At 66.7% G+C, this 21,612-nt stretch carries 26 protein-coding genes and 1 rRNA gene; 19 read left to right on the top strand and 8 right to left on the bottom strand.

Going from position 1 to position 21,612, the window contains the following annotated elements; translation table 11 throughout:
• Window positions 1-21 precede the first annotated feature (21 nt).
• The 6 genes from rrf to PSK12I2_RS0115410 all read left to right on the top strand — a co-directional run bounded on the left by rrf (window position 22) and on the right by PSK12I2_RS0115410 (window position 3,961).
• Window positions 22-137 (top strand): 5S ribosomal RNA (rrf, locus tag PSK12I2_RS0115435).
• A gap of 82 nt (window positions 138-219) precedes the next feature.
• The gene (gene birA / locus PSK12I2_RS0115430; RefSeq protein WP_027599088.1) at window positions 220-1,164 is read left to right on the top strand and encodes a bifunctional biotin--[acetyl-CoA-carboxylase] ligase/biotin operon repressor BirA; all 945 of its coding nucleotides are present in this window, start codon (window positions 220-222) and stop codon (window positions 1,162-1,164) included.
• A complete protein-coding gene (locus PSK12I2_RS0115425) occupies window positions 1,154-1,906 on the top strand; it encodes a type III pantothenate kinase (protein ID WP_027599087.1) in 753 nt (250 codons plus the stop codon). The genes birA and PSK12I2_RS0115425 overlap by 11 nt, the downstream gene beginning before the upstream one ends.
• Complete coding sequence (locus PSK12I2_RS23980) at window positions 1,903-2,082, top strand: hypothetical protein (RefSeq protein WP_037006863.1); 180 nt, start codon at window positions 1,903-1,905, stop codon at window positions 2,080-2,082. The genes PSK12I2_RS0115425 and PSK12I2_RS23980 overlap by 4 nt, the downstream gene beginning before the upstream one ends.
• Before the next feature lie 28 nt (window positions 2,083-2,110).
• Complete coding sequence (locus PSK12I2_RS0115415; protein WP_027599086.1) at window positions 2,111-2,569, top strand: DUF3301 domain-containing protein; 459 nt, start codon at window positions 2,111-2,113, stop codon at window positions 2,567-2,569.
• Between the two features lie 99 nt (window positions 2,570-2,668).
• Window positions 2,669-3,961 (top strand): MFS transporter, encoded by a 1,293-nt coding sequence (locus tag PSK12I2_RS0115410; protein ID WP_007162608.1) that lies wholly within the window; start codon window positions 2,669-2,671, stop codon window positions 3,959-3,961.
• 42 nt (window positions 3,962-4,003) lie between these two features.
• On the opposite strand, the gene PSK12I2_RS0115405 is transcribed toward PSK12I2_RS0115410, so the two are convergent.
• On the bottom strand, window positions 4,004-4,468 hold the full coding sequence (locus tag PSK12I2_RS0115405) for a hypothetical protein (protein ID WP_027599085.1): 465 nt from the start codon (window positions 4,466-4,468) through the stop codon (window positions 4,004-4,006).
• Between the two features lie 120 nt (window positions 4,469-4,588).
• A complete protein-coding gene (locus PSK12I2_RS0115400) occupies window positions 4,589-5,524 on the bottom strand; it encodes an alpha/beta hydrolase (protein ID WP_027599084.1) in 936 nt (311 codons plus the stop codon).
• 123 nt (window positions 5,525-5,647) lie between these two features.
• Here PSK12I2_RS0115400 and PSK12I2_RS0115390 point away from each other — a divergent pair, with 123 nt between their 5' ends.
• The 9 genes from PSK12I2_RS0115390 to PSK12I2_RS0115350 all read left to right on the top strand — a co-directional run bounded on the left by PSK12I2_RS0115390 (window position 5,648) and on the right by PSK12I2_RS0115350 (window position 12,712).
• Complete coding sequence (locus tag PSK12I2_RS0115390) at window positions 5,648-6,166, top strand: hypothetical protein (RefSeq protein WP_007162605.1); 519 nt, start codon at window positions 5,648-5,650, stop codon at window positions 6,164-6,166.
• Window positions 6,163-6,561 (top strand): DUF3140 domain-containing protein, encoded by a 399-nt coding sequence (locus PSK12I2_RS0115385; protein ID WP_007162604.1) that lies wholly within the window; start codon window positions 6,163-6,165, stop codon window positions 6,559-6,561. The genes PSK12I2_RS0115390 and PSK12I2_RS0115385 overlap by 4 nt, the downstream gene beginning before the upstream one ends.
• A gap of 144 nt (window positions 6,562-6,705) precedes the next feature.
• Window positions 6,706-7,596 carry an EamA family transporter gene (locus PSK12I2_RS0115380; protein WP_027599083.1) on the top strand — a complete coding sequence of 297 codons (891 nt, stop codon included), beginning with the start codon at window positions 6,706-6,708 and terminating at the stop codon, window positions 7,594-7,596.
• 57 nt (window positions 7,597-7,653) lie between these two features.
• Window positions 7,654-8,433 (top strand): DeoR/GlpR family DNA-binding transcription regulator, encoded by a 780-nt coding sequence (locus tag PSK12I2_RS0115375; protein ID WP_027599082.1) that lies wholly within the window; start codon window positions 7,654-7,656, stop codon window positions 8,431-8,433.
• Between the two features lie 21 nt (window positions 8,434-8,454).
• Complete coding sequence (locus PSK12I2_RS0115370; RefSeq protein WP_027599081.1) at window positions 8,455-9,588, top strand: MFS transporter; 1,134 nt, start codon at window positions 8,455-8,457, stop codon at window positions 9,586-9,588.
• A gap of 67 nt (window positions 9,589-9,655) precedes the next feature.
• A complete protein-coding gene (locus tag PSK12I2_RS0115365) occupies window positions 9,656-11,704 on the top strand; it encodes an AsmA family protein (protein WP_027599080.1) in 2,049 nt (682 codons plus the stop codon).
• 138 nt (window positions 11,705-11,842) lie between these two features.
• On the top strand, window positions 11,843-12,079 hold the full coding sequence (locus tag PSK12I2_RS0115360) for a hypothetical protein (protein WP_007162599.1): 237 nt from the start codon (window positions 11,843-11,845) through the stop codon (window positions 12,077-12,079).
• Window positions 12,076-12,297 carry a YgdI/YgdR family lipoprotein gene (locus tag PSK12I2_RS0115355; RefSeq protein WP_027599079.1) on the top strand — a complete coding sequence of 74 codons (222 nt, stop codon included), beginning with the start codon at window positions 12,076-12,078 and terminating at the stop codon, window positions 12,295-12,297. The genes PSK12I2_RS0115360 and PSK12I2_RS0115355 overlap by 4 nt, the downstream gene beginning before the upstream one ends.
• A 13-nt stretch (window positions 12,298-12,310) precedes the next feature.
• Window positions 12,311-12,712: a Rho termination factor N-terminal domain-containing protein gene (locus PSK12I2_RS0115350; RefSeq protein WP_027599078.1), complete on the top strand. Its 402-nt coding sequence runs from the start codon at window positions 12,311-12,313 to the stop codon at window positions 12,710-12,712.
• A gap of 57 nt (window positions 12,713-12,769) precedes the next feature.
• Here PSK12I2_RS0115350 and PSK12I2_RS0115345 read toward each other — a convergent pair whose 3' ends face one another.
• From PSK12I2_RS0115345 to PSK12I2_RS0115330, 4 genes are all read right to left on the bottom strand, one after another.
• Window positions 12,770-13,963 carry a class I SAM-dependent rRNA methyltransferase gene (locus PSK12I2_RS0115345; RefSeq protein WP_027599077.1) on the bottom strand — a complete coding sequence of 398 codons (1,194 nt, stop codon included), beginning with the start codon at window positions 13,961-13,963 and terminating at the stop codon, window positions 12,770-12,772.
• Between the two features lie 67 nt (window positions 13,964-14,030).
• On the bottom strand, window positions 14,031-14,270 hold the full coding sequence (locus tag PSK12I2_RS0115340; RefSeq protein ID WP_027599076.1) for a hypothetical protein: 240 nt from the start codon (window positions 14,268-14,270) through the stop codon (window positions 14,031-14,033).
• A 61-nt stretch (window positions 14,271-14,331) separates the two neighbouring features.
• Window positions 14,332-14,718, bottom strand: a complete 387-nt coding sequence (gene cueR / locus PSK12I2_RS0115335) for a Cu(I)-responsive transcriptional regulator (RefSeq protein ID WP_007162594.1) — start codon at window positions 14,716-14,718, stop codon at window positions 14,332-14,334.
• Entirely contained in the window at window positions 14,715-17,099 is a 2,385-nt protein-coding gene (locus PSK12I2_RS0115330; RefSeq protein ID WP_027599075.1) for a heavy metal translocating P-type ATPase, read from the bottom strand. The genes cueR and PSK12I2_RS0115330 overlap by 4 nt, the downstream gene beginning before the upstream one ends.
• Before the next feature lie 111 nt (window positions 17,100-17,210).
• Between PSK12I2_RS0115330 and PSK12I2_RS0115325 the strand changes: the two genes are divergently transcribed.
• Complete coding sequence (locus PSK12I2_RS0115325) at window positions 17,211-17,405, top strand: cation transporter (RefSeq protein ID WP_027599074.1); 195 nt, start codon at window positions 17,211-17,213, stop codon at window positions 17,403-17,405.
• Here PSK12I2_RS0115325 and PSK12I2_RS0115320 read toward each other — a convergent pair.
• On the bottom strand, window positions 17,387-18,016 hold the full coding sequence (locus tag PSK12I2_RS0115320) for a TetR family transcriptional regulator (protein ID WP_027599073.1): 630 nt from the start codon (window positions 18,014-18,016) through the stop codon (window positions 17,387-17,389). The genes PSK12I2_RS0115325 and PSK12I2_RS0115320 overlap by 19 nt on opposite strands.
• A gap of 112 nt (window positions 18,017-18,128) precedes the next feature.
• On the opposite strand from PSK12I2_RS0115320, the gene PSK12I2_RS0115315 reads away from it, so the two are divergent.
• The 3 genes from PSK12I2_RS0115315 (at window position 18,129) to zapE (ending at window position 20,887) form a co-directional block, all read left to right on the top strand.
• A complete protein-coding gene (locus tag PSK12I2_RS0115315; protein ID WP_027599072.1) occupies window positions 18,129-19,301 on the top strand; it encodes a multidrug effflux MFS transporter in 1,173 nt (390 codons plus the stop codon).
• Window positions 19,302-19,369: 68 nt separating this feature from the next.
• Window positions 19,370-19,756 (top strand): MAPEG family protein, encoded by a 387-nt coding sequence (locus PSK12I2_RS0115310; protein ID WP_027599071.1) that lies wholly within the window; start codon window positions 19,370-19,372, stop codon window positions 19,754-19,756.
• Window positions 19,757-19,837: 81 nt separating this feature from the next.
• Window positions 19,838-20,887 carry a cell division protein ZapE gene (zapE, locus tag PSK12I2_RS0115305; RefSeq protein WP_027599070.1) on the top strand — a complete coding sequence of 350 codons (1,050 nt, stop codon included), beginning with the start codon at window positions 19,838-19,840 and terminating at the stop codon, window positions 20,885-20,887.
• On the opposite strand, the gene PSK12I2_RS0115300 is transcribed toward zapE, so the two are convergent.
• Window positions 20,884-21,528, bottom strand: coding sequence for a hypothetical protein (locus PSK12I2_RS0115300; RefSeq protein ID WP_027599069.1), 645 nt, complete (start codon window positions 21,526-21,528; stop codon window positions 20,884-20,886). The genes zapE and PSK12I2_RS0115300 overlap by 4 nt on opposite strands.
• Window positions 21,529-21,612: the final 84 nt, after the last annotated feature.

Genomic DNA, 21,612 nt, shown 5'->3' with positions numbered 1-21,612 from the left:
CCTGGCCAGCCAACCGAATTGCTTGACGAACATAGAGCATTGGAACCACCTGATCCCTTCCCGAACTCAGAAGTGAAACGATGCATCGCCGATGGTAGTGTGGGGCTTCCCCATGTGAGAGTAGGTCATCGTCAAGCGCCTAACACCCAGCACCCCCGCTCAGTTCACTCTGGCGGGGGTGTTGTCTTTGGGGCGGAAGAAAGTCGAACGGAGTTCGGGATGCCGTTGCTGAAACTGCTGAGTGATGGAAAATTTCATTCCGGCGTCGAGCTTGGTGAAGCCTTGGGCGTCTCCAGGAGTGCCATCTGGAAGCGGCTGAAGACGCTGGAAGATGACCTGGGCGTCGAGGTGTTCAAGGTTCCGGGACGGGGTTACCGCCTGGAGGAGCCCCTGTCGCTGCTCGATGCAGAGCGGATCGCGCAGGAGGGCGGTTGGCCGGTAACGGTCCTGGCCTCCATAGACTCCACCAATGCCGAGGCGCAACGCCGTCTGCCGCAGCAGCAACCGCCATTCGCCTTGCTGGCCGAGCATCAGCAGGCCGGTCGTGGTCGTCGTGGCCGCGCCTGGGTCAGCCCCTATGGCAAGAATGTCTATCTCACCGCCGTGGTCTCCAGCCCGGGCGGGATCCAGAAACTGCAGGCCCTGAGCCTGACCATGGGCCTGGCGGTGATCCGTACCCTGCAACAGCTGGGCGTCGAGGACGCCTGCCTGAAGTGGCCCAACGACGTCCTGGTCCGCGGGCGCAAGCTGGCCGGCATCCTCATCGAGTTGTCGGGTGATCCGCAGGACGTCTGCCAGGCCATCATCGGTATCGGCATCAACGTCAACATGCGCCTCGCCGACAACATCGATCAGCCGTGGATCTCCATGGCCGAGGCCTTGGGCGGTCTGCAGGACCGCAACCAGGTCGCCAGCCTGCTGCTCCGGGAAATCGACAGTCTGTGGCAGATTCATCGCCGGTCCGGATTCGCCGCCCTGCGCAGCGAGTGGGAGCGTTATCATGGCTGGCAAGGTCGAGCGGTAACCCTTTCTTCGGGGGTTCGCTGTATCCAGGGCACAGTGGCAGGAGTTGCCGAAGATGGGGCTATTCTCATGCATGTAGACGGTCAGACGCAGGCATTCAGCGGTGGCGAATTGAGCCTGAGCCTAGATCATGATTCTTGAACTCGATTGCGGTAACAGCCTCATCAAGTGGCGCCTGCTCGCGGCCGGTGCCGAGGTGGTGGATACCGGCATCGTCGACAGCGACGACGCCCTGATCGCGGCGCTTTCCCAGTCGGACAGTCCTGCCCTGGCGGCCTGCCGGCTGGTCAGCGTGCGCAGCGACGAAGAGACCCAGCAGCTCAAGGAGCGGCTCACCGCCACCTTTGGCATCGCCTGTCACCAGGCCCTGCCGGTCGAGGTGTGGAATGGCGTGCGCAATGGCTATCGTGACCATCAGCGTCTGGGCATGGATCGCTGGCTGGTGATCCTGGCCGCGGTGCAGTTGGCCGAGGGCAAGGCCTGCGTGGTCCTGGACCTGGGGACGGCGGTCACCGCAGATCTGGTCGATGCCCAGGGCGAGCATCAGGGGGGGTTCATCTGTCCGGGGATTCCGTTGATGCGTCGGGAACTGCAGACCCATACCCGTCGGATCCGCTACGATCCACATTGGGCCAGTGGTGAACGCTACGAGGCGCCGGGACGCACGACCATCGAGGCCGTGGAGCGTGGGTGTCTGTACATGCTCAAGGGTTTCGTCCGTACCCAATACGAACTGGCTCAGGAAATGTTCGCCGAAGGTTGCGAGATCTTTCTGACCGGGGGTGACGCGGAACTGGTCAAACATGTCGTTCCGGGCGCGCGGATCGTGCCCGATATGGTGTTTGCTGGATTGGCTTTGGCGTGTCCGCTCGAGAACGAATGATGCGTTGGTTGTTTCTGCTATTGGTGGTACTGAACGTTTTCTACTACATATGGCACCAACAGCAGGTGCCGTTGCTGGGTAAGGAAATCGCCCCTCTGGCGCTGTACAAAGGCGAGCGTGAGAACATTCGCCTGTTGAACGAGACGGCATCTGGTGACGCTGCGCGGCGTCAGTGACGGCGGTACCCTTCGATGAGGAGCGAAGATGCTGACGCTAGGTAATCTCTGCCTGTTGCTGGGCGCGGTCGGCATTGGTCTGTGGTTCTGGCATGCCCATGGCATTCGCGAGCGCGCGCTGCTGCTGGCCGAGCAGGAGTGTCGCCGCCGCAAGGTGCTGCTGCTCGATGGCGCCGTGGCTTTCTCGCGCTTTCGCTGGCTGGCCGATGCCAAGGGACGCAAGCGCCTGGCGCGACTGTTTTCCTTCGAATTCACTGTGACGGGAGAGGAGCGGCTCGACGCCTCTCTGGCCCTGTTCGGCAAGACCCTGGCCAAGGTCGAATTCGCCCCCTTCGTGGTACCCGAGGTCGAACGCCCGACGGCCGATTCGGTAGTGGCTTCGGCGCCTGCCTATCAGGCCAAGCCCGAGCATGGCCAGGTGGTCTATCTGGACCAGTGGCGGCAGCGCCAGCGTACCGAGACCAATCGGCGGCAAGAGCCGGAGTAGTCCGGCATACCTGCTTTCGACAGCTTTCCCTTCCCCCATCCCGACGCTCAGCACCGCTGCTCCGCTCCGGCTTTTTCGTTTCTCTTCATGTGATCCCTGATGTTCAGCCCTCTCGTTACCTTTCCTGCGCTCTATTTCGCCACCCTCCTGATGCTGGCCGGTTCCGGTCTCTTCACCACCTATATCGGTCTGCGACTGACCGAGCAGGGGGCGGGGGACCTGTGGACCGGCGCCCTGATGGCGGCCTATTACTTCGGGCTGGTGTGCGGCGGCAAGTTCGGCCATCGACTGATCGCCAGTGTCGGCCATATCCGTTCCTATGTGGCCTGCGCCGGTGCGGCGACGGTCACCGTGCTCATCCATGCCCTGATCGATGACCTGAACGTCTGGATCGCGCTGAGATTCGTCATGGGCGTGGTGATGATGAATCAGTACATGGTGATCGAGAGCTGGCTCAACGAGCAGGCGGAAAATCACCAGCGTGGCAAGGTGTTCGCCGGCTACATGGTGGCGGTGGACCTGGGGCTGGTGATCGGCCAGGCGTTATTGGCCTGGCATCCGCAACTCGACTACAAGCCGCTGCTGCTGGTGGCCATCTGCTTCGCTTCCTGCCTGATTCCCCTGGCCATGACCCGGCGGGTGCACCCGGCCAAGCTGGTGGCGGCACCGCTGGAGATCCGTTTCTTCTGGCAGCGGGTGCCCCAGTCGCTGGTGACCATCTTTACCGCGGGGCTGCTGGTTGGGGGCTTCTATGGCCTGGCGCCGGTGTTCGCCAGTCGCAGTGGCCTGGATACGGCGCAATCGAGCTTCTATGTGGGGCTGTGCATCGTCGCGGGGTTCTGCGCCCAGTGGCCGCTGGGCTGGCTGTCGGATCGCCTCGATCGCTGCAAGCTGATCCGCGCCAATGCGGTGTTGCTGTGCCTGGCGGCGGTACCGCTGTGGGGACTGATCACCTTGCCCTATCCCTGGCTGCTGGCCGCGGGCTTCGTCTCGGGCATGCTGCTGTTCACCCTCTATCCGCTGGCAACGGCCTTTGCCAACGACCATGTCGAACCCGAGCGGCGCGTGGAATTGTCGGCGATGCTGCTGACCACCTATGGCGTGGGGGCCTGTATCGGGCCGCTGCTGGCCGGTGCGGCCATGGAGCATTTCGGCCCGGGCACCTTCTATGTGCTGACCTCGGCCTATGCCGTGATTTTGATCGTCTTCGTGCAGCCCCGCTTCGTCAGTGGCGAACACCGGCTGGACGAGGCGCCGCTGCATCACGTGGCCATGCCGGATACGGTGAGTCCGATGGCAGCGGCACTGGATCCGCGCATCGACGAGGTGCCGCAGGAGCTGGTGGTGGAGGCGCCGGCCAGTATCGGGCCGGGTAGCGAGAAGAGCCACTGAGCGAGCCCGGCGCAAGGCCGGGCAGGAAGGGACGGCTAGGACTCAGGCCTGGCGGGTCTGGCCGGCCTCGATCAGGCGGTCGAGGGTCTGGGCCGAACCGTTTTCGGCCAGGGCGTCATTCTGCAGGCGATGCTGCTGACGGTCGATCAGCCGACCCATGGGACGCTGGCTGGATTCTTCGGCCACCGTATCGTCACCGAGGCGCTGTTGCTGGTCTTCGATCATCTGGCCCAGGGGGCGCAGGCTGGATTCCTCGGCGATCCGGCGTTCCTGCACCTGGCGTTGCTGCTGCTTGATGACTTCACCCAGGGGACGCAGGCTGGACTCTTCGGCCAGGGTGCGCTGCTGCAGGCGCTGCTGCTGTTGCTTGATCAGCTGGCCCAGCGGGCGCTGGCTGGATTCCTCGGCGACCTGGGTGGCGGCGCTGGGGGTGAAGGCGAAGTCCTGGGCGAAGGTGTTCAGGGCCAGGGCGGTCAGGGCGAAACCGAAGGCGATACGCAGGTTCATGATGGTGTCCTCTGGGGAAACTGTGCTGGAGTGAGTTCAGTATCCCGAGCAGGACCGCTCGAAAAAAATAGACTGGCGAGATAGTGACTATCAGCGCCGTCGATGCCTTTCAGAAAGTCTCTAGCCTCCCGTCGATGATTGCTCCTTTTCCGCTTCACTCAGGTGCGCGCCGCCGAACAGCTCGCGCAAGGCGGCGGCATAGTCGCGCGTGCCTATCACCATGCTGTTGGAGTGGGTCCCGCCGGGGATCAGCAGCAGGCGCTTGGGCGGCCGGGCCGCCGCATAGAGGGCTTCGCTGAAGCGGGGAGGGACATAGCGATCGTCGCTGCCGTGGACGATGAGCACCGGGATATGGATGTCCGGGATCTTGTCCAGGGAATCGAATTTCTCCGACATCAGCCAGCGTAGGGGAAAGCGGGTATCGACCACCGCCGAGGCGGCATCGGCCAGGGTGGTGAAGGTGGATTCGATGATCAGACCGGCCGCGGAGGGGTAGTCGCCGGTGGGATCCCCGTCGCGGGCGATGCGCCAGGCCAGGTCCACCGCCACGGCGCCGCCCAGTGAGTGGCCATAGATGTATCTCTTGCGGGGATCGGGCTGCAGGCTCTGCAGGTGCTTCCAGGCGACCCGGGCGTCCTGGTAGACGCTGCGTTCGGAGGGCACGTCGCCAGGACTTTCGCCAAAGCCGCGATAGTCGATGGCCAGCACCGAATAGCCGAGTTGCCGAAGGGTGGCGATGCGCCGGACCTGGGCGGTGAGATTCCAGCGGGTGCCGTGCAGATAGAGCAGGGCGGGGGCGTCCGGACGGCGGGCGGGCCACCACCAGGCGTGCAGGTAGTCGGTGCCGGTCAGGCCGTCCGGCACCGGCAGGTTGAACTGGCGGACGCCTTCCGGCACGCCGGTGAACCAGCTGGCATTGCCCGGCTCGATGCTGAACACCCACTGGCGTTCGCGATAGGCCAGTTCCGAGCAGCCATAGGGGACCCCGACCCCGACCAGCAGGGTGACGAAGAGCAGCGGGATCAGGCGACGGCGGAGCAGGGTGACGAGGGACATGACTTTCTCTGGATACCGGAAGACGCAGGGTAGGGGCATTCGTCGCCTGGCGCGAACCCCCGTTTCGGTTGAACAGTCATCCTAGAGACAGCGACTGCAGTGATCCCCAACCTGAGGTGAGCCATGAGTGCGACGGCCAAGAAGAGCGATCCCGAACTCTGGGAAAAGGTGAAGAAAGAGATTACCGAGGGCGACAAGGGCGGCAAGCCCGGTCAGTGGTCGGCGCGCAAGGCGCAGCTGGCCTCCCAGGAGTACCAGAAGCGCGGTGGTGAATACCAGGGCGGCAAGGGCAAGGACAATCATCTGCAGCAGTGGACCGACGAGAAGTGGGATACCCGCTCCGGCAAGAAGTCCGAGGAGACCGGCGAGCGCTATCTGCCGGAAAAGGCCCGCGACTCCCTGAGCAAGGAAGAGTACCAGCGCACCACCGCCAAGAAGCGCCGTGACACGCGCCGCGGCAAGCAGCATTCCAAGCAGCCGGCCGACGTGGCGCGCAAGACGGCGGCGGCGCGTGAGTCGGGCCTGGCCGGTCTGACCAAGGACGAGCTGATGAAGCGTGCGGCGCGTCGCGAGGTGCGGGGCCGGTCGCGCATGAAGAAAGACGAACTGGTGAAGGCGTTGCAAAAGGCAGGTGAAAAATGAGCACCAAGAAGGCTTCCAACGACGACAAGAAAGACGACAAGAAAGAGGTCCGCAGCGAGTTCAAGCAGGTGGTCAACATGACCCCGAGTCAGCTGCGCAAATGGCTCAGCGGTGACACCAGCAAGGGCGTGGGCATGACCAAGGGTGGCAAGAAGGTCAAGGCCGCCAACGACGGCAAGGCGGTCGGTCATGCCATGGGTGAGCGCATCCTCGAGCTCAAGGGCAAGCGCCAGGCCGAGCTGGAAGACGACGACTACAAGGCCATGCGCAAGGTCATCGGCTATGTGCATCGCCACCTCAAGCAGCGACCGGACGGCGACATCGAAGACTCGCGCTGGCGCAAGTCGCTGATGAACTGGGGTCATGACCCCCTGCGTGACAAGCGCAGCGCCTGATCCCGACGAACCGCAGCCCAGGCTGCGGTTTTTCTTTGCATGCAGAGTGACTGGCCGAATTTGTGTGCAACTGTGACGCCGCAGCGCGGGCGCAAAGGAGTAGGGTAGCCGCCTAACTATCTGAATGCGTTCAAGGAGTTGTCGATGGCACCCCGGGATCTGTTGCTGGCACTGGTCGTCATTCTGGCCTGGGGGGTGAACTTCGTCGTCATCAAGCTCGGCCTGCATGGCGTGCCGCCCATGCTGCTGGGCACCCTGAGATTCTGCCTGGCGGCCTTTCCGGCCATCCTCTTCGTGCGGCGTCCCCAGGTGTCCTGGCGACTGCTGCTGGCCTACGGCCTGACCATTTCCCTGGGTCAATTTGCCTTCCTGTTCTCGGCCATGTACGTGGGCATGCCGGCGGGGCTGGCCTCGCTGGTCTTGCAGGCCCAGGCCTTCTTCACCCTGGCATTCGCGGCGACCTTTCTCGGTGAGAAGGTGCGCCGGGCGAGCCTGGTCGGGCTGCTGGTGGCGGCGCTGGGCCTGCTGCTGATCGGTACCGAGCATGGCGTCACCATGACCCTGGCCGGCTTCCTGCTGACCCTGGCAGCGGCGGCCATGTGGGGACTGGGCAATATCGTCACCAAGAAGATCGGCAAGGTGGACATGCTCGGCCTGGTGGTCTGGGGCAGCCTGATTCCGCCCATTCCCTTTTTCGTCCTGTCGCTGCTACTGGAAGGTCCCGAGCAGATCGCCACGGCGCTGACCTCACTGTCGGCCGGTTCGATCTTCGCCATCGTCTACCTGGCCTTTATCGCCACCCTGGTCGGCTACGGCACCTGGAGTCGGCTGCTGTCACGCTATCCGGCCGGCCAGGTGGCGCCCTTTTCCCTGCTGGTGCCGGTGGTGGGGCTGACCTCGGCCGCCGTGTTGCTCGGTGAGCAGATGACCCTCCAGCAGGAAGTGGGTGGCGTGGCGGTCATGCTCGGCCTGCTGATCAACGTCTTTGGCGGCCGCTGGCTGGATGCCAGGAGCAAGATGTCATCCAGTGCATGATGTTGCACGTTTGTAAATGATTGTGCATGATCTGCTGATCCTCCTGGAGTATCAGCCATGACTGCCATTCACCTTCCCGAAGAACGCCAGGCCGCGATCCTGGCCCTGCTGCGCGAACAGGGCCGGGTCCTGTCCGCCGAGTTGGCCGCGACCTGGGGCATTTCCGAAGACAGCGTGCGTCGCGACCTGCGTGAGCTGGCCCGCCAGGGGCTGTGCCGCCGGGTGTATGGCGGGGCGCTCTCGCTGCTGACGCCACCGGAGGCGCTGCCGGCGCGTATCGGCCAGGACGAGGCGGCCAAGCAGGCGCTGGGCCTGGCCGCGGCCAGGCTGGTGCAGCGCGGGCAACTGCTGTTGCTGGATGCCGGCTCGACCAATCTGGCCATCGCCCAGGCGCTGCCCACGGATCTCGACCTGACCGTGGCCACCAATGCGCCGGTGATCGCCGCGGCGCTGCTGCAGCGCCCGGGCATCCGGGTGCTGATGATCGGCGGCCTGGCCGCGCCGGAATCGGGCGCCTGCCTGGGCGCCCGGGCGCTGCGCGATCTGCGCGGCGTGCGCGCCGATCTGGCCTTTCTCGGGACCTGCGCCCTGGCGGTGGAAACCGGGGTGACCGGCTTCGACCTGGAAGAAGCCGAATTCAAGGTGGCCGTGGCCGAGCAGAGCGGTCAGGTCGCCGTCGCGGTGACCGCCGAAAAGCTCGACAGCGTGGCCTTCTATCACGTGCTCCGCCTCGATCAGCTGAACCACCTGGTGCTGGAACCGGGGCTGAGCGAGGAGCGTCTGCAACCCTATCGTGACGCCGGCTTGCAACTGCATTCGCTGGCCAGCGACCGCTAGCCCGCTCACCCAAGGATCGCCATGACTTCCGCCGTTTTGCGTCGCCAGCGCCGCGCCACCTTTACCGTCTTTCTCGCCAACGGCTGCGGGATCGGTGGCTGGGCGGCGGCCATTCCCGAACTCAAGCGCGATCTGCTGCTGGGCGACGGCCAGCTGAGTCTGGTGCTGTTGGCGGTCGCCCTCGGCGCCCTGCTGACCATGCCCTTCGCCGGGGTGCTGGTGCCGCGCCTGGGAGGGACCGGCCGCCTGACCCGCCTGGGCATCCTGACCTTCGTGCTGGTGCTGAGCGGGCCCGGGGTGGCGCCGTCGCTGGGCTGGCTGCTGCCCTGCGCGCTATTGCTCGGCGCGTGCAACGGATTGATCGACGTGGCCATGAACGCCCATGCCAGCGATGTCGAAAGCCGCTGGAATGGTCCGCTGATGTCGTCCTTTCATGCCGCCTTCAGCCTGGGCGGCTTTCTCGGCGCCGGCCTGGGGGCCCTGGTGCTGCACCTGGGCGCCTCGGCGCTGGCGGTACTGCTGGCCGCCGCCCTGGTGGCGCTGGTGCTGGCCTTGCCCGCCGCCCTGGCCCTGGACGAAGGCGATCGCAGTCCGGTCAGTCATGCCCTGCGCCTGCCGGATCGGCGAGTGCTCGCACTGGGGCTGATCGCGCTGGGCTGCCTGATGCTGGAAGGCGCCATGACCGACTGGAGCGCCGTCTACCTGGGCCAGGTGGGCGGGGCGAGTCCGGTGGTGGCCACCCTGGGCTATGCGGCCTTTTCGCTGACCATGCTGGTGGGCCGGCTGTTCGGCGACGGCATCCGCGGCCGCTTCGGCGGTCCTCGGGTGATCGTAGGCGGCGCCCTGCTGGCGACCCTGGGACTGGCCCTGGCGGTCTTCCTGCCGGCGCCCGGGACCGCGATCCTCGGCTTCGCCCTGGTCGGCCTGGGCCTGTCCAATGTGGTACCGGCGGCCTTCAGCGCCGCCGGCCAGGTGGCCGAGACACCGGCTGCCGGCATCGCCATGACCGCCACGGCCGGCTATCTCGGCTTTCTGCTCGGTCCGCCGCTGATCGGCGCCGTGGCGGGGCAGGTGGGCCTGCGCGGCAGCCTGCTGCTGCTGACCCTGATCGGGGTGGCGGTGGCGCTGCTGGCACTGCGTCAGCGCAAGACATGATGTCTATCCAGGGAACCCCGCTGCGCTGAGCAGACCCAAGAGGGAACGGAAATCCAAGGAGGCGGCCATGACGCGCCCACGCAAGATCCTCGCCTGGCTGCTGGGAATCATCCTGCTGCTGCTCGTAGTGCTGGTGGTGGTGCTCGCCACCTTCGACTGGAATCGGCTCAAGCCGACCATTAACGAGCAGGTGTCGAGCGCCTTGCACCGCCCCTTCGCCATCGAGGGCAACCTGGGCGTGGTCTGGCACCGCGAGCCGGATCAGGGCGGCTGGCGCGCCTGGATTCCCTGGCCCCACATCGCCGCCGAAGACCTGACCCTGGGCAATCCGGACTGGGCCAAGGAAAAGACCTTCGTTCACCTCGACCGGGTTCAGCTGCAGATCTCGCCGCTGGCGCTCTTGGCCAAGCAGATCTATATCCCGCGCATCGACCTCACGGGGCCGGTGGTCAATGCCCAGCGGCTGGCCGATGGCCGCAACAGCTGGACCTTCGAGACCGCCGAGAAAGACCCCAAGGCCGAACCCTCGGCCTGGACCGTGGACATCGGCACCATCGGCTTCGACGCCGGCCAGGTCGGCTTCGACGATGCCCAGACCGCCACTCGGCTGCGCGCGCGGATCACCTCCCTGGACGCCCCCATCGCCTATGCCGACCTGGTGGGCAAGCAGGGCACCTCGCGCCAGCGCTCCCACGTCAAGCAGACCCAGCCCTTCCAGTTCGCCCTGGCGGTGGAAGGCAGCTACAAGCAGGTGCCGGTCAGTGGCCGTGGCCAGATCGGCGGACTGCTGGCGCTGCAGGACGCCGATGTGCCTTTTCCCATCCAGCTCGATGCCCGTGCCGGCGAGACCCGCGCCCAGGTCTTTGGCACCCTGACCGATCCGCGGCGCCTGGGTGCCCTGGATCTGCACCTGGTGCTGGAGGGCAAGAGCCTGGCGCAGCTCTATCCGCTGACCGGGGTCACCCTGCCGGAGACGGCGCCCTATGCCACCGATGGCCATCTCACGGTCAAGCTCAACGATCCGGCGGGCGCGCGCTTCAGCTACGAAGACTTCAATGGCCGGGTCGGCAAGAGCGACCTGCACGGCGAGGTGCTGTTCACCGGCGGCAAGCCACGGCCCAAGCTCAGTGGCACCCTGCGCTCCGATCAGCTGCTGTTCGAGGACCTGGCGCCGCTGATCGGCGCCGATACCAAGGAACAGCAGGCGGCCAAGGGCGAAACCAGCAAGCAGCCGGCGGACAAGGCCCTGCCGGTCTCCGAATTCCGCACCGAGCGCTGGCGCGCCATGGATGCGGACGTGCGTTTCACCGGCAAGCGCATCGTGCAGAACGCGCAGCTGCCGATCACCGATCTCAACACCCACGTGCGCCTGACCGATGGCGTGCTGCTGCTCGACCCCCTGCGTTTCGGCGTGGCCGGGGGTGATCTGAACACCACGGTGCGCCTGGAAGGCGACAAGACGCCCCTGCAGGGGCGGGTCGATCTGCATGTGCGCCGGGTCAAGTTGAACCAGCTGTTCCCCACCGTGGAGACCATGAAGCGCAGCATGGGCGAACTCAATGGCGATGCCACCCTGAGCGGCACCGGCAACTCGGTGGCGGCGTTGCTCGGCACCAGCAACGGCGAACTCAAGCTGCTGATGAACGACGGCCGCATCAGCCGGAGCCTGATGGAGCTCGCCGGACTCAATGTTGGCAACTATCTGGTCGATCGGCTGTTCGGCGATGACGAGGTGGAGATCAACTGCGCGGTCGCCGATCTCGACTTCAAGAAGGGCCTGGTGCAGCCCCAGGTCTTCGTGCTCGACACCGAGAATGCCCTGATCAACATCACCGGCACCATCAACCTGGCGAGCGAACGACTGGATCTCACCGTCGATCCCCACAGCAAGGGCCTGCGCATCTTCTCGCTGCGCTCGCCGCTCTATGTGCGTGGCACCCTGAAGAATCCATCGCCAGGGGTGAAGGCGCTGCCGCTGGCGGCCCGCGGCGCGGCGGCGGCACTGCTCGCCACCTTCGCGGCGCCGGCCGCCGGTCTGCTGGCACTGGTGGCGCCGAGCAACGAGCAGGGCGCCCAGTGCAGCACCCTGTTGCAGCAGATGCGCGCAGGGCGTTGAACTCTTGCGCTAGAGCGGGTTCGCGGTACTTGACAGACGACCGTTCGGCGGCGTCTGACGGGCGGAAAAGAACCGCTCTGGTTGCCCGGGCTCTATAGAAATAACCCGAGTCGGGCAGCCTTTTCGCGGAGACCCCTCATGCGTGACGACACCGATAGCCAATACGAAATCCACTACAAGTTGCTGGGCGAAAGCTATACCGACCGTATCAGCAATCTCGACGTACCCATCACCGACGTGGTCCGCGAACTGGCCTGCCGGCACCTGGATGCGATCAACGACGAGCGCTTCCACCTGGCCGATATCGAGTCCGGTCAGGCGCTGGTGGCGCTGCACGATGTGTCCATCCATCGCGTCTCGCCGGAAGCGCCATGAAGCGCCTGCTAAGCGGTGGATTGCTGGCCCTGACCCTGCTGGGGCTGACGGCCTGTTCCACCGAGACGGTGGTTACCCTGCAGGACGGTACCCAGTACATCACCGAAGATCGTCCCAACAGCAAGACGGCCGACGGCTTCTATGAATTCACCGACGTGGCGGGTCGTCATGTACGGGTGAAGGCAGCCGACGTGGCCACCATCAAGGCGGAAGACTAGCCAGGAGACTGCCATGCCCCGCGGCGACAAGTCCAAGTACAGCGACAAACAGGAACGTAAGGCCGAGCACATCGAGGAGAGCTACGAGAAAAAGGGCGTCTCCAAGGAGGAAGCCGAAGCGCGGGCCTGGGCGACGGTGAACAAGCAGTCCGGCGGTGGTGAAAAGGCGGGCTCCGGCAAGAGCAAGAGCGATACTGCCAAGCGCGCGGATCGCAAGGACTCCGCGCGGCGGGCGGTGGCCACCAAGCAGGGTCAGTCGCCCAACAGCGGGCGGGCCTCGGCACGGCGTTCGCGCAGCGGCAGCACCTCGCTCAGCGACATGACCCGCGACGAACTGGTGAAGAAGGCCGCCGAGCAGGATATTCGTGGTCGTTCGCGGATGAAGAAGGACGAGTTGATTCGTGCCTTGAGCTGACAGTCGAACACGCAGGAAAAAGCCGGACCTGGTCCGGCTTTCTTTTTGCCTGGCGCCTCAGCTGGGCAGCAGCCGGCAGGTAAGGCTCTTGATGTAGCGGGTCTCCGGGATCGCCGGGTGTACCGGGTGATCCGGGCCCTGGGCACCGCGTTCGAGGATCTGCAGGTTGCGGTCCAGATGGCGGGCGCTGCCGAGCAGGATGTTCTGCAGGTCGTCTTCGGGCAGGTGCATGGAACAGGAGGCACTGACCAGGATGCCGTCCTTGTTCAGCAGGCGCATGGCCTGTTCGTTGAGGCGACGATAGGCGGCCTCGCCGTTCTTCAGGTCCTTGCGCTTCTTGATGAAGGCCGGCGGGTCGGCCACGATGACGTCGAATTTCTCTTCGCCGGCCTTGAGTTCCTTGAGCGCCTCGAAGACATCGCCTTCGACGCAGACCAGCCTTTCCGCCAGGCCGTTGAGGGTGGCATTGCGCTCCACGCCGTCGAGGGCGAAGCCCGAGGCATCGACGCACATGACCTCGCTGGCGCCAAAGGCCGCGGCCTGCACGCCCCAGCCGCCGATGTAGCTGAACAGGTCGAGCACCCGCTTGCCTTCGACATAGGGCGCCAGGCGCGCCCGATTCAGACGGTGGTCATAGAACCAGCCGGTCTTCTGGCCTTCGCGCACCGGCGCCTCGAAGCGCACGCCGTTCTCTTCCAGCGCCACCCAGTCGGGGACCTCGCCATAGGCCACTTCCACGTAGCTGGAAAGGCCCTCGGCCGCGCGGGCGCTGCCGTCGTTCTTCCACAGCACGCCGTGAGGCTTGAACACCTGCAGCAGGGCGGCCAGGATGGCGTCGCGCTGGCGCTCCATGGTCGCCGAGGCGATCTGCACCACCAGGATGTCGTTGAAGCGATCCACCACCAGACCCGGCAGGAAATCCGAATCGCCATAGACCAGGCGATAGCAGTGGCTGCCGAACAGCCGCTCGCGCAGGCTCAGGGCGACCTTGACGCGGTGCACCAGCAGCGACTTGTCCAGCAGGTAGCCGGTGTCGCGGGAGAACAGGCGGGCGCAGATCAGGTTGTTGGGCGACAGCGCCACCAGGCCCAGCGGCTTGCCGCTGGTGGTTTCCAGGATGGCCTGATCGCCCGGCTCGAAGGCGGTCAGCGGGGTGGCGACGACGTCCACCTCGTTGCTGTACACCCAGAGGTGCCCGGCGCGCAGACGGCGGTCGGCATTGGCTTTGAGGCGCAGGCGAGGCAGGGTCATGAAGGTCTCCGGCGAAGGGGGCAAAAGCGCGGAATTATAGCGCAAAGCTACCCGCCCGCGCCGGCCGTCAGTCCCGCTGGCTGACCTCGATGTCGCTCAGCCCGGCTTCCTGGGCGCGCCGGGCGATGCTCGGCTGGGCATGGCGTTCCCAGGGCGCATCGACCACCACCTGGGGTTCCTCGACGTGCTTGATCAGCAGCTGTAGTACGGCTTCCTCTTCGGTGACCGGCTCGAAGCTCTCCAGCTCGTGAGTGAGGGGTTCGCCGTTGAAGCGGTAACTGATCTGGTAGTGGTGCAGGGTATGCATGGACTCGACCTCGGCAGCGGGGAGATAGAAAGATGGACCCCGCGAGCCCTCGGCGGTTGCGTCAGCCGCCGAGGGTATCGAGGATCGGACACTCGGGGCTGGCGTCGCCATGGCAGCAGGAGACCAGCTCGCCGAGGGTGCTGCGCAGGCGGGTCAGTTCGGCGATCTTCAGATCCAGCTCGGCGATGTGCCGCTTGGCCAGCGCCTTGACGTCGGCACTGGCGCGCTGCCGGTCCTGCCAGAGGCTGAGCAACTGGCGGATCTCTTCCAGACTGAAGCCCAGCTCCCGCGAGCGGCGGACGAAGGCCAGCACCCGCAGGTCTTCGGCGCCGTACTGGCGATAGCCGCTGTCGGTCCGTCCGGCGGGGGCCAGCAGGCCGATCCGCTCGTAGTAGCGCAGCATCTTGGCGGTGAGCCCGCTGGCCTTGGCGGCCTGACCGATGTTCATGAGGGGAGGTCTCCGGACGGGCGCCAGCGGCCGAGCAGCAGGGCATTGGCCAGGACACTGACGCTGGAAAAGGCCATGGCGGCGCCGGCATAGACCGGGTCGAGCAGACCCAGGGCGGCCAGCGGCAGGCCGATGACATTGTAGATGAAGGCCCAGAACAGATTCTGGCGGATCTTGCGCTGGGTACGGCGGGCGATGTCCAGCGCCGCGACGACCTGGCGCGGGTCCTCCTGCAAGAGGGTGATGCCAGCCGCGTGGCGCGCGGCGGCGGTGCCCGAGCCCATGGCGATGCCCAGCTCCGCGGCGGCCAGCGCCGGGGCGTCGTTGAGGCCGTCACCGACCATGGCCACGCCGCCCCGGGTCGCCTGCAGCCGGGCCACCAGGGCGGCCTTGTCGGCGGGCAGCACCTCGGCCTCCCACTGGGTGATGCCCAGGGCCGCGGCCACCTGGCGGGCGCTGCCACGGTTGTCACCGGTCAGCAGCCAGCTGTCGATGCCGTCGCGGCGCAGCTGGGCAATGGCCGCGGCAGCACCCGGGCGCAGCGCATCGCCAAAGGCCAGCAGCCCCAGCACCCGCGGCTGGCTGCCGCCTTCCAGCAGCCAGGACAGGGTCAGCCCCTGGTCTTCCCAGGCGCGGGCGGTCTCGGCTAGGCCGCCGGCGTCCGACCCCCGTTCGGCCAGCAACCGGGCATTGCCCAGCAGCAGCGGGCGGGTCTGCCAGTGGCCTTGCAGGCCACGGCCGGGGAGGGCGCGGACGTCTTGGGCCGGTGGGGTGTCCAGGCCGCGCTCGCGACAGGCCAGCAGCACGGCGGCGGCCAGAGGGTGCTCGCTGCCGCGTTGCAGGCTGCCGGCCAGACTCAGCAAGTCGGCTTCCTCGATGCCGGGAGCCGTGGCCAGCTGGCAGAGGCGCAACTGGCCGGCGGTCAGGGTGCCGGTCTTGTCGAAGACCACGGTGGTGATGCCCTGGGCACGCTCCAGGGTCTCGGCGTCCTTGATCAGAATGCCGTGACGCGCCGCCACCCCGGTACCGGCCATGAGGGCGGCGGGGGTGGCCAGTCCCAGGGCACAGGGGCAGGCGATGACCAGCACCGCTACGGCCGCGAGCAGACTGGGCTCCAGGGGGTGGCCGCTCAGCAGCCAGCCGAGCAGGGTGACCAGGGCCAGGCTCACCACCACCGGCACGAACACCCGGCTGATCCGATCCACCAGCTGCTGGATGGGCGCCTTGGTGGCCTGGGCGTTTTCCACCAGGCGGATGATGCCGGCCAGCACCGTCTCGCCACCCAGGGCGGTGACCTCGATCTGCAGATTACCCTCGCCGTTGATGGCGCCCCCCACCACCTCGTCACCGGGGCCCTTGGCGACCGGGCGGCTTTCGCCGGTGAGCAGGGCTTCGTCCACCTGGCTTTCGCCCTGCAGGATGCGGCCGTCGGCGGGGATGCGCTCGCCCGGGCGCAGCTGCAGGCGGTCGCCCAGGCGCAGGCGATTCAGGGCGACCTCTTCTTCCTGGCCGGCCGCATCCAGGCGCCGGGCGCTTTCCGGGCGCAGGGCTTCCAGGGCACGCAGGGCCGCGCCGGTGCGGCGCTTGGCGCGGGTCTCCAGGTATTTGCCCAGGCGCACCAGGGCGATGACCATGGCCGCCGTCTCGAAATAGAGATGGGGGCTGTCCTTGACCAGCCAGAGATAGAGGCTCAGGCCATAGGCGGCGCTGGTGCCCAGGGCGACCAGCACATCCATGTTGCCGCCGCGGGCGCGCAGGGCATGCCAGGCACCGCGATAGAAGCGCGCGCCGACGATGAACTGCACCGGCGTCGCCAGCAGGAATTGCAGCCAGGCGGGCGGCATCAGGTGCCAGCCGAAGGGCGCCAGCAGCATGGGCAGGATCAGCGGTGCGGTCAGCAGCAGCGCCAGGGTCAATTCGAGATGCTCCCAGGGCACCCCCTGCCGCGCCGGGGCTGAACGCTCGTCTTCGGCGCGGCGATCCTGGGCGCCGTAGCCGGCGCCTTCCACCGCGGCGATCAGGGTGTGGGTGTCGACCGCGGCCAGGGTCCTGACCCGGGCTCTTTCGCTGGCCAGGTTGACTTCGGCGGCCAGCACCCCGGGCACGGCACGCAGGACCTTTTCGATCCGCCCGGCGCAGTTGGCGCAGCTCATGCCGGACAGCGCCAGGTCATGCTCGGCCTCGGCTACCCGGTAGCCGGCGGCGGTAACGGCTTCGGCCAGCGCCGGCGCCGCGTCGCCCGGTGCGCTGACGCGGGCCTTTTCGCTGGCCAGGTTGACGCCGGCCGCGCTGACCGCCGGGACCTTCTGCAGGGCGCGCTCGACCCGACCGGCGCAGGTCGCGCAGGTCATGCCGCTGATGGAGAGTTCGAATTCGTGCATGGGCACCTCCTGATAACAGTGTTGACCTTGACCTCGGGTCAAGGTCAACACTGGAACCCGGTCCTGGCGCTGGCGTCAGGAGAAAGAGGTCAAGACAGACAGGAGCAGACCATGCATGTCATCAAGGTGATCGGAATGAGTTGCGCCCACTGCGTGAGCGCCATCGAGGCCGCGGTCCTCAAGGTGGACAATCGCGCCCGGGTGGAGGTGGATCTGCAGGCGGGCGAGGTGCGCATCGACAGCGCCGAGGTGGCTGCGCCCTTTCGCGCGGCCATCGAGCAGGCGGGCTATACCGTCGGCGACTGAACCCAGTCGCGCACGATGGCGCGGAAGAAGGTGGTGAACACCTGATCGGCGGCCAGCAGCGGGGCGAAGGTCTGTTCGTCGCGCAGCAGGTCCGAGAGGGTGCCGAGAAACAGGCTGTGCAGCATCCGGCTGGCCAACTGCGGCGTCACGCCCGGCTGCAGGCGATGCGCCTGGGCGGTGAAGAGGGCGTCGGTGATGCGGATGAACTGCCGCAGGAACTGCAGATCGCGCTCCTCGGCCTCGCGCAGCTCCTCGGTGAATTCGCAGCGGTGCAGCATGATGGTCATCACCCGCTGCTCCCGGCCCGGCTGGGTGAATTTCGTCATGCCTTCGATGCACAGCTTGAACAGCCGTTGCAGGCTGTCTTCCTCGCCGTCGACGCGCAGGCGCTCGGTCAGTTCGTCGGCCGGGATCCTTATCTGGCTAAGCATTTCGTGGAACAGGTGGGCCTTGTTCTGGAAATGCCAGTACACTGCACCCCGGGTGACGCCGCATTCGCGGGCGATCATTTCCAAGCTGGTACGCGCCACGCCATTGGTCAGGAACAGGGCTTCCGCCGCATCGAGAATGGCTTGGCGGGTCTGTTCGGCTTCTTCTTTCGTACGACGCATGGGCGATCTGACTGGCAGTGGGTCTGCCACGCAGTCTAGCGCGCCTCGCCGCTTTTACAAACATGATTGTATGTAACTGCGTGACACTTCCGCTTCCATCGGATCAGGCTTCATGACCTTTCGCTTATTGTTGATTCTCGGGGCCCTCTCGGCCTTCGCCCCCTTCGCCATCGACATGTACCTGCCCAGCTTCCCGTCGCTGGCCCGGTCGTTCGCCACCGATATCGAACACGTGCAGCTGAGTCTGGCGGTGTATTTCGCCGGTCTCGCCAGCGGCCAGCTGTTCTATGGCCCCCTGGCGGACCGCTTCGGCCGCCGCCTGCCGCTGCTGATCGGCATCGGCCTGTTCTGCCTGGCGTCGCTGGGCTGCGCCCTGGCGCCCAGCCTGCCCTGGCTGATCGCCGCGCGTTTCGTCCAGGCCCTGGGCGGCTGCGCCGGCATGGTGATCGCGCGGGCCGTGGTACGGGATCTCTGCGAGCCGATGGCCGCGGCGCGGGCCTTTTCGCAGATCATGCTGGTGACCGGCATCGCGCCCATCATCGCGCCCTTCGCCGGCAGTCTGCTGCTCAGCACCTTTGGCTGGCAGGCGATCTTCGTCAGCCTGGCGCTGTTCGCCGCCGCCTGCGGCACCGCGGTGGCGCTGTGGCTGCCCGAATCCCTGCCGGCGCACCATCCGCGGCCGCCGCTGCGAGGTGCCCTGCGCAACTACCTGCGGCTGCTGCGCGATCGCAGCTTCATCGGCCACACCCTGACCGGCGGCATCGCCATGGCCGGGATGTTCGCCTACATCTCCGGTTCGCCCTTCGTGCTGATCGAGCTCTATGGCGTCGCGCCCGAGCACTACGGCTGGGTATTCGGCCTCAACGCCGCCGGCTTCATCCTGCTCGGGCAGCTCAATGCCCGCCTGGTGGTCCGCCAGGGACCGGCCTTCTGGCTGCGCCGCGCGGTGGTCGCCTATGCCGCGGCGGGACTGGTCCTGCTGCTGGTGGGCGCCTTCCAGCCCAAGGCGCTGCCGGTGCTGATGATCCCGCTGTTCTGCGCCATCGCCCTGCTCGGCGGCATCGTGCCCAACGCCTCGGCCTGCGCCCTGGCCGGGCAGGGCGCCAATGCCGGCAGTGCCTCGGCGCTGATGGGCAGTCTGCAATTCATCCTCGCGGCGCTGGCCTCCAGCAGCGTGGGCGCGCTGCACAATGGCACCGTGGTGCCCATGTGCGCGGTATTGGCACTCTGCGCGGTGGCCACCGCACTCATGGCGCGCTGGACCCACAGCCGCACGCCTGCCTGAAGCGGAGTGGATTTTTCCCGGTCGGGCGGGTCAGATAGGCGAACCCTCACACTTCCAGGGACGCCGACATGACCTTCGCCTACTGGTGCATCTTCCTCGTCTACCTCGTGCCCTATGGCGCGGCCTACTACGCCAAGTTCAAGGGCAGCGGCTTCACGCCTGATGACAACCGGGATCCGCGCAGCTTTCTCGGCAAGCTGGAAGGGGCCCGGGCCCGGGCCAACGCCGCCCAGCAGAACGCCTTCGAGATCAATCCGCTGTTCGCCGCCGCGGTGATCGTCGCCCACGTCACCGGTGGCGCCGAGCAGGGCACCATCAACTTCTGGGCTTTCCTCTTCCTGCTCAGCCGTATCGCCTACACCTGGCTGTATATCCGTGACCATGCCACCCGCCGCTCGCTGGTCTGGGCCGGCGGCATGTTCTGCTGCCTCTGCCTGTTCATCGCCGCGGCCTGAGTGCACCGTCGCTGCCGGTCTTGACCGGCAGCGACGGCTGTAGCTTCATTAGCGCCCTATCTTTCTCGGCTGGCCGCCTGCATGACGTCTCCTTCGCCCGCCCAGCAGGTGCTGGCACACTTCGCTCAGCTCGCCCAAGCCCGTGGCTACACCCTGGATGCCGCGCAACAGGCCGCCATCGACCGTTTCGCCCAGCTCGCCGACGAGCTGCTGCGTCCGCGGCTGTTCCGCCGCCAGGCGCCACGCAGTCTCTATCTCTGGGGGCCGGTAGGCCGTGGCAAGAGCTTTCTGCTGGACGGCTTCTTCGCCGCCCTGCCATTCGCCGAGAAGCGCCGGGTGCACTTCCATGCCTTCTTTCGCGAACTGCACGAGCGGATGTTTCGCCAGCCGCCCGGCGGTGATGCCCTGGCCGCCAGCCTGGACGAACTGCTCGACGGTTGCCGACTGCTCTGCTTCGATGAGTTCCATGTGCATGACATCGGCGACGCCATGCTCATCACCCGGCTGTTCAAGGCCTTGTTCAGCCGCGGCGTGGTGCTGATCACCACCTCCAACTATCCGCCCGAGGGGTTGCTGCCCAATCCCCTCTACCACGAGCGCTTCCTGCCGGCGATCCGGCTGATCGAGACGCGCATGGACATCCTCTCGGTGGCCGGTCCCCAGGACTATCGCGGCGCCAGTCCCGCCGAGCCCGATCCCTTCGGCGTCGGCGCCTATCTCTGGCCGGGCACCCCGGCGCAGCGCCAGGCGCTGGGGCTGCCGCCGCTGGCGCAGTCCAGGATCGAGGTGCCTGTGGGGCATCGCAGCCTGCCCGCCGTCAGCGCCGCGGATGGCCTGCTGCACTTCAGCTTCGCCGATCTTTGCGAAGGCCCCACCGCGGTCCTCGACTACCTGACCCTGAGCGAAAGCTGGCAGCGCTGGCTGCTGGACGCCGTGCCGCCGCTGCGCGACGCCAGTCCCGCCGCCCGGCAGCGGTTCATCAATCTGGTGGATGTGCTCTACGACCGTCGCCTGGCGCTGTTCCTGGTCAGCGCCGCGCCCCTCGACGAAACCCTGGCCGACAGCGATATCGCCGACATGTCACGGACGCGCAGTCGCCTCTCTCAGCTGCGGCAGATCGGACCGGACTAGCGCTCGGCCTTCAGCTGCGCACCTTCCAGATGCCAGCGACGCTGCTCGGCCGAGGCGCCGTCGACGTCGTTGACCCGGCGTAGTTGATAGTGGCCGCTGAAGGTCTGGCGGGTGCCGTCGACCAGGCGCGCCCTGACCGTCACCGGGATGCTGACATGGCTCGAACCGGCCGCCCCCTCGACCGGGCCCGGTTGGCCGAGGGTCACCTGCACGCTGCGGGTCCTGGCATAGCCCTGGCGGAATTTCTCGTAGCTGTTGCCGGGCTGGCCGTCCAGGCCCCACTGCTGCCAGGCGGTGCCGTAGTCCCGGGCATCCAGTGCCCGGTAGTAGCGCTGGACCACGGCCGCCGCCGCCTCGGCGCTGCTGGGCAGCGGACCGCAACCCGGCTCCCTGGCCGCTTCGCCATCGCCGAACAGGGCGCAGCTGCGGGCGATCTCGTCCTGCATCAGGGCGCAGCTGTTGGCGGCATTGCACGGCGGATGGGTGGCGGGGGAGAGCGCCCGGCAGCGGGTGGCCAAGGCCTGGGCCGGCTGTCGCCCGATTTCCTGGGCGCAGCTGCGCGGTGAAGGCTCCGCGGCGGCCAGGGCGCCAGAGACAAGGGACAGCAGCAGGGCAGGGCAGAGCAGCCAGCGCGGGGGCATCGACGCGATCCTCGGGCAAAGCCCCCAGCCTAGCAGGCCGGGTCTCTGTTGAAAAAAAAGCCCGCGGCGGTCATCCGTCGTCTG

It is taken from the genome of Pseudomonas sp. MOIL14HWK12:I2 (assembly GCF_000510745.1).
Lineage (GTDB): Bacteria > Pseudomonadota > Gammaproteobacteria > Pseudomonadales > Pseudomonadaceae > Chryseomonas > Chryseomonas oryzihabitans.
This window is presented reverse-complemented; position numbering and strand designations above follow the sequence as displayed.

Excerpts from the sequence above, each read along its gene's own strand:
- PSK12I2_RS0115345 (WP_027599077.1), bottom strand. The coding sequence starts at position 13,963 with ATGACCCTGCCTCGCCTGCGCCTCAAAGCCAATGCCGACCGCCGTCTG.
- PSK12I2_RS0115390 (WP_007162605.1), top strand. The coding sequence starts at position 5,648 with ATGAGTGCGACGGCCAAGAAGAGCGATCCCGAACTCTGGGAAAAGGTG.
- PSK12I2_RS0115320 (WP_027599073.1), bottom strand. The coding sequence starts at position 18,016 with ATGCGTCGTACGAAAGAAGAAGCCGAACAGACCCGCCAAGCCATTCTC.
- PSK12I2_RS0115365 (WP_027599080.1), top strand. The coding sequence starts at position 9,656 with ATGACGCGCCCACGCAAGATCCTCGCCTGGCTGCTGGGAATCATCCTG.
- PSK12I2_RS0115375 (WP_027599082.1), top strand. The coding sequence starts at position 7,654 with ATGACTGCCATTCACCTTCCCGAAGAACGCCAGGCCGCGATCCTGGCC.
- PSK12I2_RS0115405 (WP_027599085.1), bottom strand. The coding sequence starts at position 4,468 with ATGAACCTGCGTATCGCCTTCGGTTTCGCCCTGACCGCCCTGGCCCTG.
- PSK12I2_RS0115380 (WP_027599083.1), top strand. The coding sequence starts at position 6,706 with ATGGCACCCCGGGATCTGTTGCTGGCACTGGTCGTCATTCTGGCCTGG.
- PSK12I2_RS0115340 (WP_027599076.1), bottom strand. The coding sequence starts at position 14,270 with ATGCATACCCTGCACCACTACCAGATCAGTTACCGCTTCAACGGCGAA.
- zapE (WP_027599070.1), top strand. The coding sequence starts at position 19,838 with ATGACGTCTCCTTCGCCCGCCCAGCAGGTGCTGGCACACTTCGCTCAG.
- PSK12I2_RS0115300 (WP_027599069.1), bottom strand. The coding sequence starts at position 21,528 with ATGCCCCCGCGCTGGCTGCTCTGCCCTGCCCTGCTGCTGTCCCTTGTC.
- PSK12I2_RS0115315 (WP_027599072.1), top strand. The coding sequence starts at position 18,129 with ATGACCTTTCGCTTATTGTTGATTCTCGGGGCCCTCTCGGCCTTCGCC.
- PSK12I2_RS0115330 (WP_027599075.1), bottom strand. The coding sequence starts at position 17,099 with ATGCACGAATTCGAACTCTCCATCAGCGGCATGACCTGCGCGACCTGC.
- PSK12I2_RS0115385 (WP_007162604.1), top strand. The coding sequence starts at position 6,163 with ATGAGCACCAAGAAGGCTTCCAACGACGACAAGAAAGACGACAAGAAA.
- PSK12I2_RS0115310 (WP_027599071.1), top strand. The coding sequence starts at position 19,370 with ATGACCTTCGCCTACTGGTGCATCTTCCTCGTCTACCTCGTGCCCTAT.
- PSK12I2_RS0115350 (WP_027599078.1), top strand. The coding sequence starts at position 12,311 with ATGCCCCGCGGCGACAAGTCCAAGTACAGCGACAAACAGGAACGTAAG.
- PSK12I2_RS0115425 (WP_027599087.1), top strand. The coding sequence starts at position 1,154 with ATGATTCTTGAACTCGATTGCGGTAACAGCCTCATCAAGTGGCGCCTG.
- cueR (WP_007162594.1), bottom strand. The coding sequence starts at position 14,718 with ATGAACATCGGTCAGGCCGCCAAGGCCAGCGGGCTCACCGCCAAGATG.
- PSK12I2_RS0115355 (WP_027599079.1), top strand. The coding sequence starts at position 12,076 with ATGAAGCGCCTGCTAAGCGGTGGATTGCTGGCCCTGACCCTGCTGGGG.
- PSK12I2_RS0115370 (WP_027599081.1), top strand. The coding sequence starts at position 8,455 with ATGACTTCCGCCGTTTTGCGTCGCCAGCGCCGCGCCACCTTTACCGTC.
- PSK12I2_RS0115360 (WP_007162599.1), top strand. The coding sequence starts at position 11,843 with ATGCGTGACGACACCGATAGCCAATACGAAATCCACTACAAGTTGCTG.
- PSK12I2_RS0115410 (WP_007162608.1), top strand. The coding sequence starts at position 2,669 with ATGTTCAGCCCTCTCGTTACCTTTCCTGCGCTCTATTTCGCCACCCTC.
- PSK12I2_RS0115325 (WP_027599074.1), top strand. The coding sequence starts at position 17,211 with ATGCATGTCATCAAGGTGATCGGAATGAGTTGCGCCCACTGCGTGAGC.
- PSK12I2_RS0115415 (WP_027599086.1), top strand. The coding sequence starts at position 2,111 with ATGCTGACGCTAGGTAATCTCTGCCTGTTGCTGGGCGCGGTCGGCATT.
- PSK12I2_RS0115400 (WP_027599084.1), bottom strand. The coding sequence starts at position 5,524 with ATGTCCCTCGTCACCCTGCTCCGCCGTCGCCTGATCCCGCTGCTCTTC.
- birA (WP_027599088.1), top strand. The coding sequence starts at position 220 with ATGCCGTTGCTGAAACTGCTGAGTGATGGAAAATTTCATTCCGGCGTC.
- PSK12I2_RS23980 (WP_037006863.1), top strand. The coding sequence starts at position 1,903 with ATGATGCGTTGGTTGTTTCTGCTATTGGTGGTACTGAACGTTTTCTAC.